This is a genomic window from Luteimonas kalidii (assembly GCF_029887935.1).
GTDB lineage: Bacteria > Pseudomonadota > Gammaproteobacteria > Xanthomonadales > Xanthomonadaceae > Luteimonas > Luteimonas kalidii.
Genome location: NZ_JARXRO010000007.1, coordinates 1 through 14309 on the forward strand (window position 1 = coordinate 1; position 14309 = coordinate 14309).

Consider the following 14309-nt stretch of genomic DNA (forward strand, 5'->3'; position numbering starts at 1 on the left):
CACGCCATCCATGGCGTGCTTGCCGCGGTCCCTGCCGGCCGCGCTCGGCTTCCGGTGACCGGTGGGCTTTGGATTCTTCAGCAGTTGCAACCTGTTGCCAAAGCTGCGTTCCGACACGTTTCCGGGACGGTCCAAATCCGCCGCGATTTCCTTCCCTGAAATCCAGCGCCTGCAGTCGCCGACGCCGTAGCCGACACACCCGACTGACGAAGCGACGCGGACGAAGCTCAACGAGCCGCGCCCTCTCGCCCGGTGGTCGCGGCCAGCGCGCCATGGATGGCGCGCGCCCGAGTCGGGGAAGGAGCCCCGACCGAGGGAAGAGCGACCACCGGGCGGGAGGGTGCGGCGTCCCACTCGAAGGCGCCCTGCAGCGCCATCAGCCACCCCATCTGCAACACATCGTGCGATCCGGATCCGCGCCCCGTCACGCCGCCCGGGTTAGCATCTTCCCATGTCCGCGTTGCCCGAAATCGCGAGCGACGACGAATCGGCCGCCGTGCTGCGCGACTGGCTCGCCCTCCACCGGCGCGTGTTCGTGCTGACCGGCGCCGGCTGCAGCACCGCCTCGGGCATTCCCGACTACCGCGACCGCAACGGCGAGTGGAAGCGCACGCCGCCGATCACGCTGCAGGCACTGACCGGGAGCGATGCCGCCTACCGGCGTTACTGGGCGCGCAGCAGCATCGGCTGGCCCCGTTTCCTCGCCGCACGGCCCAACGCGGCCCACCGGGCACTGGCCGAACTCGAAGCACGCGGCACGATGCACCGACTGCTGACCCAGAATGTCGACGGCCTGCACCAGCGTGCGGGCAATCGCGAGGTCATCGACCTGCACGGACGCCTGGACGGCGTCGTCTGCCTGGGCTGCGGCGCCCGCAGCGGGCGCGAGGCCATCCAGGCCGACATCGAAGCGGCCAACGCCGACTGGATCGCCGGCCCCGCGGGCACCGCCCCCGACGGCGACGCCGACCTCGACGACGACGCGGTCACGGGCTTCCGCCCGCCCTGGTGCGAACAGTGCGGCGGACAGCTCAAGCCCGATGTCGTGTTCTTCGGCGAGAACGTTCCGCGACAGCGCGTGGCCGACGCCCAGCAGGCGCTGCAGGCCTCGGACGCCCTGCTGGTGGTCGGATCCTCGCTGATGGTCTGGTCGGGCCTGCGCTTCGTGCGCATGGCCGCCACGGCCGGCCTGCCGATCGCGATCCTCAACCGCGGGCGCACCCGCGCCGACGAGCTGGCCACCCTGCGCCTCGACGCCGAGATCGCCACCACCCTGCACGGGGCCCTGCAATGATCCGGCGCCTGCGCCGCAGCCTGCTCGCCGCCGTGCTGTGCGCCTGCGTTGCCCCAGCCGCCGCCCAGCAGTGCGTGGCCGGGTTTCCCGAGATCTACGGTGACCTGTTCGCCGATGCCCAGCGCGCGCTGCCGGACGCGAAGGCGATGGTGGACGCCATTCCCGCCGCTGCCCCCGCGGCGATCGCCGCCGAGTACGCGCAGCGCCGCGACGAGCCCGGCTTCGACCTGCCGTACTTCATCGCGCAGCGTTTCGAACTGCCGGCGCAGGCCGCGGGCGGCTACCGCACCGATCCGCGCCACGACGCCTCCACCCACATCGACCGGCTCTGGCGCGAACTCGAGCGTCCTCCCACGGACGGCGATGCGCGCAGTTCGCTGCTGCAGCTGCCGCATCCGTACATCGTGCCGGGCGGGCGCTATGGCGAGATCTACTACTGGGATTCGTACTTCACGATGCTGGGCCTGGTCGAGAGCGACCGCCTGGACCTGGTGCGCGGCATGGTGGCGAACTTCGCCGACATGATCGACCGCTACGGGCACGTACCCAACGGCAACCGCACCTACTACCTCAGCCGCTCGCAGCCGCCCTTCTTCGCCGCGATGGTGCAGCTGCTGGCCGCGCACGACGGGCGCGACGTGCTGACGGACTACCTGCCGCAACTGGCGCGCGAATACGCGTTCTGGATGGACGGTGCCGACGCGCTGGCGCCCGGCAGCGCGTACCGGCGCGTGGTGCGTCTGGCCGACGGCACCGTGCTCAACCGCTACTGGGACGATTGCGACACCCCGCGCGACGAAAGCCACGTGATGGACGTGGACACTGCCGCCAGATCCACGCGGCCACCAGCCGAGGTCTACCGCAACCTGCGCGCCGGCGCCGAGAGCGGCTGGGATTTCAGTTCGCGCTGGCTGGCCGACGGGCGCAGCCTGCATACGATCCGCACCATCGAGATCGTGCCGCCCGACCTCAACAGCCTGCTGCACAGGCTGGAGTCGACGCTGGCCGAGGCCTACGCGCTCGCCGGCGATCCGGCGCGCGCAGCCGACCTGCGCACCCGCACCGACGCGCGCGCGGAGGCGATCCGGCGCCTGCTGTGGGACGAGGCTGCGGGCGCGTTCGTCGACCTGCTGTGGCGCGAAGGGCGGCCCAGCGGCCAGTTGACCCTGGCCACGGTCTACCCGCTGTACTTCGGCATCGCCGACCCGCCGCAGGCCGCGCGCGTCGCGGCCACCGTGCGGGCGCAACTGCTGCAGCGCCACGGCCTGGCCACCAGCACGGTGCGCAGCGGCGAGCAGTGGGACATGCCCAATGGCTGGGCACCGCTGCAGTGGCTGGCGATCGGTGGTTTCGAGGGCTACGGCGAGCAGGCGCTGGCCAACGACATCGCGCATCGCTGGATCCGCCGCAACCTCGAGGTGTTCCGCGCCGAGCGCAAGCTGGTGGAGAAATACGATGTCACCGGCGACGCCGCCGCGGGTGGCGGTGAGTATCCGCTGCAGGACGGCTTCGGCTGGACCAACGGCGTGCTGCGCGCGCTGATGGCGCGCTATCCCGACGTCGCCGGCGCCCGCTGACGCCGCGCCGTCCTCAGCGCGGCGCCACGTATCCGGCCGGCACGCCGCGCGGCGACAGCACCAGTTGCCAGAGCTGGATCAGCCGCACCCGGAAGCAGGCCATCGACGCCGCCAGGTAGTAGCGCCACATCCGCCGGAAGCGCTCGTCGTAGCGTGCGCCCAGTCGCGGCCAGGCGCCCTCGATGTTGCCGCGCCAGGCCTGCAGGGTGCGGTCGTAGTCGGCGCCGAAGCTGTGCCAGTCCTCGATCACGAAGCGGCCCTCCAGCGCGGTGGCCAGCTGCGCCGCGGACGGCAGCATCGAGTTGGGGAACACGTACTTCGCGATCCACGGGTCGGTGTGCGTGCGACTGCGGTTGCCGCCGATCGTATGCAGCAGGAACAGCCCGTCGGGCGCGAGCCAGCGGCGCGCCAGGTCGAAGTAGCCGGCGTAGTTGCGTACGCCCACGTGTTCGAACATCCCGATCGAGACGATCCGGTCGAAGCCGCCGTCGAATTCGCGATAGTCCTGTACCCGGATCTCGACCGGCCAGCCGGCGCACAGCGTTCGCGCGTAGGCCGCCTGCTCGCACGAGATGGTCAGGCCCACCCCGGACACGCCGTAGCGCTCGGCCGCGAACCGGAGCATCTCGCCCCAGCCGCAGCCGATGTCGAGCAGGGTCATGCCGGGCCGCAGCCCGAGCTTGCGGCAGCACAGGTCGAGCTTGGCCTCCTGCGCGGCGTCCAGGTCGGCCGCCTCGCGCCAGTAGCCGCAGCTGTAGACCAGGCGCCGCCCGAGCATCGACGCATACAGGTCGTTGCCCAGGTCGTAGTGGCGTTCGCCGACCGCGCGACCGCGGCGGCCGCGCTGCAGGTTGAGCAGGCGCGCGAGCAGCGCGATGCGCATGTCGGCCAGTCCCAGGACCCGCCGCTCGAGACCCGCGCCCAGCAGGCGCTGCAGGCAACCGTCGAGCGAATCCGCGTCCCAGCCGCCGTCCATGTACGACTCGCCGAGTGCCAGCGATCCACCCGCCAGCAGCCGCGCCGGCACCTGCGGATCGAGCACGCGCAGGTCCCACGGCCGCTCACCGTCCAGGCGTACGTCCGCCTCGGCCAGCAGGGATTGCAGACGGTTCCGGAACCGGTCCTCGCGCATGCTCCCGCCTTCGGGGCGGGACGTGGCCCGGCCCCAGCGGGAACGAGTCTACTGCGACGCGGACGGGTCGGAAAACAGCGGCCGGTACTGCTCGACGATGTGCGGCAGCAGCACGCCCGCAGGCACCTCGACGGTCTGCACGCCGTCCGAGTAGGGGCCCACCTGGTAAGGCGGGAAGACGAACCGCAGCGCGACCACACGACCGTCGGCGCCGATCACCGGCTCGAACTCGGCGAAGCTGTCGGCCTCGGGGGTGGCGCCCTCGTCGATCATGCGTCCGGCCGACCGCACCACGCGTTCGCGCTCGGCTGGCTCGAGGTCGTCGGCATCCACCCGCTGCGAGAGGGCGGCATGCAGCTGTTCGCGCACGTAGCGTGCGATCGTGCGCCAGGCCTCGGGATCGCGCACCAGCGCGTCGGCGGTCAGCAGGCGGTCGTGCTGCGGCAGCCACACGAAGCGCGCGATCAGCGGCGCACCGTGGGCGCCGCCGGTGAAGCTGCTGCCGTCGGCGGCCACGGCGAAGATCTCCGGCGTGTCGGCGATCACCTTGTACTCCAGGGCGAGGTCGTACATCGTGGTGCCCGACCCGCCATCGGCGTCGAGCCCGGCGACGGCCTGCATCAGGTCCTCGCGCGCGGCATCGGAATAGGCCTTCAGTTCGGTGGCGAGCCCCGGATAGCGATTGACCTCGGGCGGATAGGTGATGCCGACGATGTAGCGCGGATCGGATTCCACGACGTCGTTCAGCTCGACCGGCTCACGCGGCGGCGCGGGGTCCGGCGATTCGACCGCGGCCTGCGGCGCCCGGGTGTCCGGCGCGCGCGGCGCCTCGTCGCGGCAGGCGGCCAGTGCCAGCAACAGCAGCGGCAGGACAATCGGGCGAGACAACCGGTTCATTCCTCACGTCCCCTGTGAACGATGTCATGTGGAAGGCGCGCAAGCATACGCGCGGTCTAACGCTTTTGTAACAAGCCATCGGTGCACGCAGAGTCAAGGCCGCACATCGCGGCCGGGGGGCACCGGTCGACGCCGCCGACCTCCGGATGCTCCGCGGCGGCGCAGCGGCTGGCTGGCTCGAATGCCGTCGTGCAGGGAGACCGCCACGGACCCGGCAGCGGCCGTCCGACCGGGCGCCGTGCCGTCCGATCGCCGCATCGGTGTGCTGCAAGGCGGTGGCAGCAGGCAGGGACGACACCTGCGCGGCGCACAAAGAAGAAGCCCCGGGTGTCGCCACCCGGGGCTTCCTGGCATCGCGAATCGCGGCGTCGCTTAGAGCGGCTGCACTTCGTCGGCCTGCAGGCCCTTCTGGCCCTGCACGACCTTGAACGAGACCTTCTGGCCTTCCTGCAGCGACTTGAAGCCGGTGCCCTGGATCGAGCGGAAGTGGACGAACAGGTCCTGGCCGCTTTCCGGGGTGATGAAACCGAAGCCCTTGGCGTCGTTGAACCACTTGACGGTGCCGGTCTGGCGATCTCCAGTCATGGAGCTACTCCTTGAAACTAGACAGTGGATGGATACCAGGCTCCCTCTGGGATGCCTGGACTGTATCGAGCAAGGGGTAACGCGAACGATGGAGCGGATCGCCTGGAGCGGCCGCCGGGGGGGACGGCTGGAGACTCTTGTGATCTACCGCATCGGAGCCACGATGTACCGTGATCCCGGCCTTGAACAGTGGGCGAACGATATCGCACTTTCCGGGCGATGTGTAAATACCCTCGGGTACGCCCTACCACGCCTCCCGGCCGGGGACCAGGGCCGCCAGCTCGGGGTCGGTCAGGTTGCGCCACTGGCCGGGTTTGAGGTGTCCCAGCTGGACCGGGCCGATCCGCACCCGCCTCAGCTGTTTCACCCGCAGCCCGAAGTGCGCGGCCATCAGCCGGATCTGCCGGTTCAGTCCCTGCACCAGCACGATCCGGAATCCGAAGCGCCCGACCTTGCCGGTCCGGCACGGCAGGGTGACCTGGCCGTGCACCGGCACCCCGCGGCTCATGCCGCGCAGGAATTCGGGCGTCACCGGGTGGTTCACCGCCACCAGGTACTCCTTCTCCAGCGTGTTCTCGGCGCGCAGGATCGCGTTGACGATCTCGCCGTTGCTGGTGAGCAGGATCAGGCCTTCCGAATCCTTGTCCAGGCGCCCGATCGGGAAGATCCGCTGCTCGTGGCCGACGAAATCGACGATGTTGCCCTTGACCGAGGACTCGGTGGTGCAGGTCACGCCCACCGGCTTGTTGAGCGCGATGTACACGTGCCGGCGCCTGCCCTTCGCCGCACTGCGCGGCTTGAGCGGCTGGCCGTCGAGCAGCACCGCGTCGCCCTCGCCGACCTCGGCACCGATGCGCGCGCGGACCCCGTTGACGCTGACCCGGCCCTCGCCGATCAGGCGGTCCGCCTCGCGTCGGGAACAGTGGCCGGTGTCGCTGATGTAGCGGTTGAGACGCATCACGGGGCGGTCGGTCGGCGTGGGGCGCGCAGTCTGGCAGATCACGCGTGCGACGCGCAGCACGACGGCGGCGCGGCGCGCCCCGGGACCTCAGCCGGTCGCGAGCAGATCGGCGAACTCGGGATGGCGCCCGCTCCATTCGGCGGCGTAGCTGCAGCGCGGTTCCACCCGGAGTCCCGCGGCACGTGCGTGCTCGAAGGCTGCACGGACCAGTTGCCCGGCCACGCCGCGCCCGCGCAGTTCGGCCGGAACGCCGGTATGCACGATGACCAGGCGTCCGTCCGCCAGCTGGTAGTCCAGCACCGCCCGCCCTTCCGGAAAGACGGCCTCGAAGCCCTCGCCGTCACGGTGGCGGATGTCGATCGGGTCCATGGGGGGTTCCTGTGTCCGCTGGGGGGCCTGCATTGTGGGTCGGGCGGCGGTGGCCGTCACCTCGGCGCGCATCGCGCCTGCGGGTGACGCACCGGGGCGACAGATCGTTGACGGCGATCACGCTTCCGGCTGGCACGGAACCTGCTTCCCCATGGAACACACGCGCCAGACCGGGGGATCCATGATCGACCACGCAACCCAGCAGCAGGCCATCGTGCGCCTGTTCGACCTCGTCCGGAACGGCGATGTCGACAATCTCGAATTCTCGCAGCTCGACTCGCTGATCTACGGTGCGCTCGAGCAGACCTACCAGGTCACCGACGCCGGGAACGACCAGCACATGGTCCGCACCACCGCGCTGTAGTCCGGGCACGCGGCCCGGCCGCGTACCGCCCCGCCCTGCTCAGCCGAACGACGGGCTGAGCAGCCGCGACGCGAAGGTGGACGCCACCCTCGGCTCCATCAGCACCGTGAACAGCACGCCGTAGGCCGCGCCCCACAGGTGGGCGCTGTGGTTGACGTTGTCGCCGCCGCGCCGGTCCATCCAGATCGAATAGCCGATGTACAGCGCGGCGTACACGATTGCCGGCACCGGCAGGAAGAACACGAAGATTAGGTTCCACGGCGCGAACAGGATGAAGCTGAAGAGCACCGCCGACACCGCGCCCGATGCGCCCAGGCTGCGGTAGCCCGCGTCCTTCTGGTGCCGGAAGTAGGTCGGCATGATCGCCATCACGATCGCCGACAGGTAGAACGCGGCGAAGCCCAGGTGGCCGATGCGGTCGACGAACACCGGCTCGATCGAACGCCCGAAGAAGAACAGCGTGATCATGTTGAACAGCAGGTGCTGGGCGTCGGCATGGATGAAGCCGTGCGTCACCAGCCGGTCGTACTGGCGGTGGCGGTCGATCGCCGGCGGCCAAAGGATCAGGCGGTCCAGCAGGCGGCGGTCGTTGAACGCGCGCCAGGACACGAACACGGTGACGGCGATCAGGACGAAGGTGACGATGGATTGCATGCGGGCTGCCGGCTGGCCTCAGGTCGCGACGCGGTAATTGTCCTGCATCGGGTAGCGCCGCGCATACAGCGCGAACGCCAGCGCGGCCATGAACGCGAACGCGGCGAAGAAGAACATCAGGAACGCCGGCTCGCTCAGGCCGGTCTGCACGATCATCGCCTTGAAGCCGTCGTTGCGCACGCCGGCGTTGGTCAGCAGCACCCACAGGCTGCCGAAGGTGCTGGTGAGGTACCAGAACGCCATGATCACGCCCTTCATCGCGTGCGGCGCCTGGCTGTAGGCGAACTCCAGGGCGGTCGCCGACACCAGCACCTCGCCGAAGGTCAGCAGCAGGTACGGGAGCGACTGCCACGCCAGCGACACCTCGGCGCCGCCGTCGATCCACAGCTGCAGCACGCCGGCGACCACCCAAGATGCGCCGGAGATCGCGATGCCCCAGCCCATCCGCCGCAGCGCGGTGACCACGAAGCCCAGCCGACGCAGCAGCGGGTACAGCACGAGGTTGTTGAACGGGATCAGCAGCATCACCAGCAGCGGGTTGAGCGCCTGCATCTGCGCCGGCTCCTTGACCAGCCAGCTGGGCCACCACCACTGCTCGTGCGGCACCACCATCGCGTTGCCCTGGATGATCCAGGTCGAGGCCTTCTGGTCGAACAGCGACCAGAACGGCGTCACCAGCGCGAACACGATCAGGATCCGCAGCACCGCGCGCACGCCGTCCACCGCCGCGTCCGGGTGCCGGCCGCGGGCGCGTTCGAGCTGCAGCGACGCGCCCCAGCCGCCGAACGCGATCAGCACCCCCAGCGCCAGGCAGGCGGTGATGACGAACCCGAACGAGTCGGGCCACCACGCCAGGCCCACGCCCACTGCCTTGAGCGCCCACAGCACGAGCATCAGCGCCGCCACCGCGATCCCGCCCCACGCCACCAGCGTGCCGGCGTTGCCCTGCCCCGCGCGACGCTCGCGCAGCGCCGTGCGGATCACGCTGAGGAAGGAATCCGGGTCGTTGCCCGAAGGCGGAACGTTGACGTACTGCTTGCGCCCCATCCAGAAGATCACCGTGGCGATGAACATCAGCACGCCCGGCACCCCGAACGCGACCGCCGGACCGAAGTTGCGCAGCAGCAGCGGCGCGAACAGCGAGGCGAAGAACGAACCGAAGTTGATGATCCAGTAGAACGCGTCGAAGACCAGCTTGGCCTTGTCCTTGTTCGACTGGTCGAACTGGTCGCCGCAGAAGCTCACCACCAGCGGCTTGATGCCGCCCGAGCCCAGCGCGATCAGGAACAGGCCGGTGTAGAACCCGGTGCGGTGGCCCTCGAACAGCGCCAAGCACGCGTGGCCCGCACAGTAGATCAGCGAGAACCACAGCACGGTGTTGTACTTGCCGAAGAACCGGTCCGACAGCCAGCCGCCGAGCAGCGGGAAGAAGTACACCCCGATCACGAAGGTGTGGAACACGTCCTTCGCCATCGCCTCGCGTTCGCTGCCCTCGGGCAGGTAGCCCAGCAGCACCGAGCTGATCAGGAACGGCACCAGGATGTTGCGCATCCCGTAGAAGCTGAAGCGCTCGCAGGCCTCGTTGCCGATGATGTACCTGATCTGGCGCGGCATCGGCCCCTGCGGGGCGGGCGTCACGGGTGAGCTCATGCGGAAGGACCGGTCGGCGCGAAGCGCGCAGGCTACCCGATCCCGGCGCGGCGCGCGCCCGGACCATCGCCACATGCGCCCCGGCCGCGGGCTGGCATCATGCCCGCTCACCGAATGCCCCGGACTGCCGATGAAGCCGCTGCTGCTCGCCACCGCCCTCGTCCTGCTGGCCGCGCCGCCCGCCACACCGGCGCAGGCGCCGCTGACCACCGCCGCCGAACGCGGCGGCTTCGCCACGACCGGCCGCTACGACGAGACCATCGCCCTGTGCGCCGCCTTCGCCCGGGACTATCCCGACGCGGTGCGCTGCATCGACTTCGGCACCACGCCCGAGGGCCGGCCGATGAAGGCGCTGATGGTCTCGCGCAGCGGTGCGCTGACGCCAGGCGACGCGCACGCGGCCGGCCTGCCGGTGGTGCTGATGCAGGGCGGCATCCACGCCGGCGAGATCGACGGCAAGGATGCCGGCTTCCTCGCGCTGCGCCAGGTGCTCGAAGGCGAGGCCGCCGCCGGCGTGCTGGAGCGTCTGGTGTGGGTGTTCGTGCCGGTGTTCAACGTCGACGGCCACGAGCGTTTCGGCGCCTGGAACCGCCCCAACCAGCGCGGCCCGGAGCAGATGGGCTGGCGCACCACGGCGCAGAACTACAACCTCAACCGCGACTACGCCAAGGCCGATTCGCCCGAGATGCGCGCGATGCTGCGCCTGGTCGACGACTGGGACCCGATCGCCACCATCGACCTGCACGCCACCAACGGCGCCCAGTTCGAGCACGACATCTCGATCCAGGTCGAACCGCTGCACGGTGGCGACGAGGCGCTGCGCCAGGCAGGGCGGTCGCTGCGCACGCGCACCATTGCCGACCTCGCCGCGCAGGGCTCGCTGCCGCTGCCGTTCTATCCCTCGTTCGAGGACTACCAGGACCCGGCCTCTGGGTTCGAGGACGGCGTGTCGCCACCGCGCTTTTCCACCGGCTACTTCCTGCTGCGCAACCGGCTGGCGATGCTGGTCGAGACCCACTCCTGGAAGCCGTATCCGGTGCGGGTGCGGATCACCCGCAACACGATCGTCTCGGTGCTGGAGCAGATCGCCCGCGAGGGTCGCGACTGGATGGCGCTGGCGCGCGCCGCCGATGCGCGCGACCTGGCAGGCACGCCGGTGCCGCTGGACTACCGCGCCACCGAACGCGCGCGCACGATCGACTTCCGCGGCTATGCCTACACGCGCACGCCCTCGGAGATCTCCGGCGCCCTGATGACCCGCTACGACGAATCGACGCCGCAGGTGTGGAAGGTGCCGCTGCGCGACGAGATCGTGCCGCGCACGGTGGTCGAGGCCCCGCGCGGCGGCTACCTGGTGCCGGTCGCGTTCGCGGCGCGCGTGGGCGAGACGCTGCGCGCGCACGGGATCACCCACAGCGTGCTGGCCGGCCCCTGGCGCCACGACGAGACCGAGACCTTCCGCGCCACCGCCACCACGCTCGCCACCGGTACGGTGGAAGGCCACCAGCGGCTGGCCGTGGAAGGCGCCTGGGCGCGCGAGCGACGCGAGGTGCCGGCCGGATCGCTGTTCGTGCCGATCGCGCAGCCGAAGGCGCGGCTGGTGATGGCCCTGCTCGAACCGCAGGCGCCGGACTCGCTGCTGCAGTGGGGCGTGTTCAACAATGCCTTCGAGCGCAAGGAATACATGGAGGCGTACGTGGCGGAAGCCGTGGCGCGCGAGATGCTGGCTGCGGATCCGGCGCTGCGCAGCGCGTTCGAGCGCCGCCTGCGCGAGGACGAGGCGTTCGCCGCCAGCCCCACCGCGCGGCTGGAGTTCTTCCATCGCCGCCACCCGTCGTGGGACGAGCGGCTCGACCTGTATCCGGTCCTGCGTACCGCGCACCGGCCCGAGTGACCCCGCCGCGTCGGCATCGCGCGGCCGGTTTGCGCCGCTGCCGCGCATGGCCGACAGTGGCGTCCCGGCCCCCCGCGGAGACCCGCCATGCGTCAGCCCGCATTCCGCCCCGTGCTGTCCTGCGTGCTCGCCCTGCCCCTGCTGCTCGCCGCCGGCTGCCGTCCGGCGCCGACGCCCGACGTCCCGGCTCCGGCACCCGACGCCGTCCCGCCCTCGGCCGATGCCGCGGCGCCGCCTGCACCGCCCGACACCGCCTCGGCCCGCTTCCGCTGCGGCGACATGCTGGTCTCTGCCCGCTTCGACAACACCGCCGGGCAGGTGACCCTGTCCACCGGCCTGCGCCAGGTGCAGCTGCCGCAGGCGATGGCGGCCTCCGGCGCCCGCTACGCGGATGCCGCCGGCAACGAATTCTGGAACAAGGGCGACCAGGCGAGCCTGACGCTGGACGGCGCGACTTCCGGCTGCCGCGTCACCGACGACGTATCGCCCTGGGACGAGGCCCGCGACCGCGGCGTCCGGTTCCGCGGCCTGGGTACCGAGCCGTTCTGGTCGCTGGAAGTCGGCGAAGGCGAGCCGCCGGAGATCGCGCTGGCGCTGGACATGGGCGAACGCGAACTGGTGGTGGCCGGCGCCGGCCCGCTCGCATCGGGCGAGGGCTTCGCCGGCCACGCGGACGACGGCAGCCCGGTCACGCTCCGCATCACCCGCGGCGACTGCAGCGACGGGATGAGCGACCAGGTCTATCCGGCGGCGGTCGAGCTGGGCGTCGGCGACCAGGTCTACCGCGGCTGCGGCGCGTTCCTGCAGGAGTAGCGACGACGGGCGCGATGGGCCGCGCGGTGGCGATGGGCCGCGCAGGGGCGATGGGCCGTGCGGGGCGTTCGCATCGACCGGCCGGCCCGCCCCCGCCCCGTGCCCGGACGGCCGGGCGTCCTGCCCCTGTGCGCCCGGCGCGCGCCGCAGTAAGCTTGCGCCGCCAACCACCGGGAGACCGCCATGGCCAAGAACCTGGACAAGCGCAAGGAAGACAAGAAAAAGCCGGAAAAGTCGCTGAAGGAAAAGCGCGCGGCGAAGAAGGACAAGAAGGCCGGCAAATAGCCGGCCTTTTTTTGCCTGCTCCCACATGGGACAGGCACTGGACCGGCGCGCGTCACGGCATCAGGAATGGCCACCTCGAGCATGGGGCCGCCTGCGTGAGTGCCGGGTGCCAGCGTCGTCAGGAGCTGCACGACAGCATCGAACACCCCGCCCGCGTGCGCGCCCACTCCGGACGCTTCGCGGCAAAGGCCTCGCGACCCGGCTGGTCTTCGTAGGGCCGGCGCATGACGTCCAGCAGTTCCGCGACGCCCGCCACGTCGCCGGCTTCGGCGCGGTCGATCGCCTGCTGGGCGAGGTAGTTGCGCAGCACGTACTGCGGGTTGGCCGCCGACATCCGCGCGCGGCGGGCAGCGGCGTCGAGCGGGTCACGCGCCAGCCGCTGCGCGTAGGCCTGCAGCCACGCATCCAGCCCGGGCGCATGCGCCTCGCGCAGCGACGGATCGTAGAACGCGTGTGCCAGCACGTCGGCCGAGGGATGCGCCGGATCGAGCCTAGCCAGCGCGCGGAAGCCCAGGGTCATGTCGACCTGCGCGGCCTGCATCAGCGCCTGCATACGCTGCATCAGGGCGACGTCGTCGTCGTCGCAGGCGGCCAGGCCAAGCTTGCGCGCGATCGTGTCGCGCTCGGCCTGCACGTAGACGTCGGCATAGCGGTCGAGCCCCGCCTGCAGCGGCGCGGCATCGTCGAACAGCGGCGACAGGGCCTGCGCCAGCCGCGACAGGTTCCAGTGCGCGACGCGCGGCTGCCAGCCGAAGCGGTAGCGCCGGCCCTGGGCATCGGTGGTGTTCGGCGTCCAGTCCGGATCGTAGTCGTCGATCCAGCCGTAGGGCCCGTAGTCGATGGTCAGGCCCAGGATCGACATGTTGTCGGTGTTGAGCACGCCGTGCACGAAGCCCACCCGCATCCATCCGGCCACCAGCCGCGCGGTGCGCTCGCAGACCTCGGCGAACCAGGCGGCGTAGCGCGCCTGCGTGAAAGCGCCACGGCGCTGCAGCGTCGCGAGCGGTTCATCGGCATCGGACTCCAGCAGGTGCGGGAAGTCGCGCCGGATGCAGACGTCCGCCAGCTGCCGCAAGAGCGCCGTGTCGCCGCGCGCGGACGGCAGCTCGAAATGGCCGAAACGCAGGAACGAGGGCGCGACCCGGCACACGACCGCGCCCGGCTCCGCCTGCGGATGGCCGTCGTAGAACATGTCGCGCACCACGGTTTCGCCCGTAGCCACCAGCGACAGCGCGCGCGTGGTCGGGATGCCGAGGTGGTGCATCGCCTCGCTGCACAGGAACTCGCGCACCGACGAGCGCAGCACCGCGCGGCCGTCGGCGCTGCGCGAGTACGGGGTCAGTCCCGCACCCTTGAGCTGCAGTTCGCGTCGCTCCCCATCGGGCAGCACCGCCTCGCCCAGCGTGATCGCGCGGCCGTCTCCGAGCTGCCCGGCCCAGTGGCCGAACTGGTGGCCGCCGTAGTTGGTGGCGAACGGATCCATGCCCGGCACCAGCGCATTGCCGGCGAAGACCTCGGCGAACGCGGGCGCGCGCACCTCGGCCTCCGACCAGCCAAGCTCGGCCGCCACTTCGCGCGAGTGTGCGAGCAGGACCGGCGCGGCGACCGGCGTCGGCCGTACCCGCGACCAGGCCGCCTCCACCTGGCGCAGGCGCGGGCCCTGCTCGGGATCGCCCGGCAGTTCGCGCAGCAGCACGTTGTCGAAGCGCGGCGCGTGCATGTTCAGCGGCCCGCCGCAGACCGGGCCTCGCCGGCAGCGTGGCCGACGGGGTCGGCCGAGCGGCGGATGCCGGGCAGCGGCGGCGAATGGAGCATGGCGTGGCCGAAGATCGGG

The 14309-nt window shown here is 70.9% G+C and carries 13 protein-coding genes and 1 pseudogene; 5 read left to right on the top strand and 9 right to left on the bottom strand.

Features of this window, described 5'->3' with window-relative positions; translation table 11 throughout:
* Positions 1-231: hypothetical protein (locus QFW81_RS00785; protein ID WP_280576654.1), on the bottom strand; the 231-nt coding region annotated here is incomplete at its 3' end.
* Positions 232-451: 220 nt separating this feature from the next.
* Here QFW81_RS00785 and QFW81_RS00790 point away from each other — a divergent pair.
* Together QFW81_RS00790 and treF are read left to right on the top strand one after the other, a co-directional pair.
* Entirely contained in the window at positions 452-1294 is an 843-nt protein-coding gene (locus tag QFW81_RS00790; RefSeq protein WP_280576655.1) for an NAD-dependent protein deacetylase, read from the top strand.
* Positions 1291-2871 (top strand): alpha,alpha-trehalase TreF, encoded by a 1581-nt coding sequence (gene treF, locus QFW81_RS00795; RefSeq protein ID WP_280576656.1) that lies wholly within the window; start codon positions 1291-1293, stop codon positions 2869-2871. The genes QFW81_RS00790 and treF overlap by 4 nt, the downstream gene beginning before the upstream one ends.
* Positions 2872-2884: 13 nt before the next feature.
* Here the strand turns inward: treF and cfa are convergent, their stop codons facing one another.
* From cfa to QFW81_RS00820, 5 genes and pseudogenes are all read right to left on the bottom strand, one after another.
* Positions 2885-4003 (bottom strand): cyclopropane fatty acyl phospholipid synthase, encoded by a 1119-nt coding sequence (cfa, locus tag QFW81_RS00800; RefSeq protein WP_280576657.1) that lies wholly within the window; start codon positions 4001-4003, stop codon positions 2885-2887.
* A 48-nt stretch (positions 4004-4051) separates the two neighbouring features.
* Positions 4052-4900, bottom strand: coding sequence for a DUF3298 and DUF4163 domain-containing protein (locus QFW81_RS00805; protein ID WP_280576658.1), 849 nt, complete (start codon positions 4898-4900; stop codon positions 4052-4054).
* A 372-nt stretch (positions 4901-5272) separates the two neighbouring features.
* Entirely contained in the window at positions 5273-5485 is a 213-nt protein-coding gene (locus QFW81_RS00810) for a cold-shock protein (RefSeq protein WP_280576659.1), read from the bottom strand.
* A 244-nt stretch (positions 5486-5729) separates the two neighbouring features.
* Positions 5730-6483, bottom strand: a pseudogene (locus QFW81_RS00815) (pseudouridine synthase).
* A 50-nt stretch (positions 6484-6533) separates the two neighbouring features.
* A complete protein-coding gene (locus tag QFW81_RS00820; RefSeq protein ID WP_280576660.1) occupies positions 6534-6815 on the bottom strand; it encodes a GNAT family N-acetyltransferase in 282 nt (93 codons plus the stop codon).
* Positions 6816-6996: 181 nt separating this feature from the next.
* Between QFW81_RS00820 and QFW81_RS00825 the strand changes: the two genes are divergently transcribed.
* Positions 6997-7179: a hypothetical protein gene (locus QFW81_RS00825; protein WP_280576661.1), complete on the top strand. Its 183-nt coding sequence runs from the start codon at positions 6997-6999 to the stop codon at positions 7177-7179.
* A gap of 39 nt (positions 7180-7218) precedes the next feature.
* On the opposite strand, the gene QFW81_RS00830 is transcribed toward QFW81_RS00825, so the two are convergent.
* Entirely contained in the window at positions 7219-7824 is a 606-nt protein-coding gene (locus tag QFW81_RS00830; protein ID WP_280576805.1) for a rhomboid family intramembrane serine protease, read from the bottom strand.
* Between the two features lie 27 nt (positions 7825-7851).
* On the bottom strand, positions 7852-9483 hold the full coding sequence (locus QFW81_RS00835; protein ID WP_280576662.1) for a POT-type proton-dependent oligopeptide transporter: 1632 nt from the start codon (positions 9481-9483) through the stop codon (positions 7852-7854).
* Positions 9484-9613: 130 nt separating this feature from the next.
* Between QFW81_RS00835 and QFW81_RS00840 the strand changes: the two genes are divergently transcribed.
* Both QFW81_RS00840 and QFW81_RS00845 read left to right on the top strand, forming a co-directional pair.
* Complete coding sequence (locus QFW81_RS00840) at positions 9614-11377, top strand: M14 family metallopeptidase (RefSeq protein WP_280576663.1); 1764 nt, start codon at positions 9614-9616, stop codon at positions 11375-11377.
* A gap of 87 nt (positions 11378-11464) precedes the next feature.
* The gene (locus QFW81_RS00845; RefSeq protein ID WP_280576664.1) at positions 11465-12190 is read left to right on the top strand and encodes an MliC family protein; all 726 of its coding nucleotides are present in this window, start codon (positions 11465-11467) and stop codon (positions 12188-12190) included.
* A gap of 403 nt (positions 12191-12593) precedes the next feature.
* Here QFW81_RS00845 and QFW81_RS00850 read toward each other — a convergent pair whose 3' ends face one another.
* Positions 12594-14195: a protein adenylyltransferase SelO gene (locus QFW81_RS00850; protein ID WP_280576665.1), complete on the bottom strand. Its 1602-nt coding sequence runs from the start codon at positions 14193-14195 to the stop codon at positions 12594-12596.
* Positions 14196-14309: the final 114 nt, after the last annotated feature.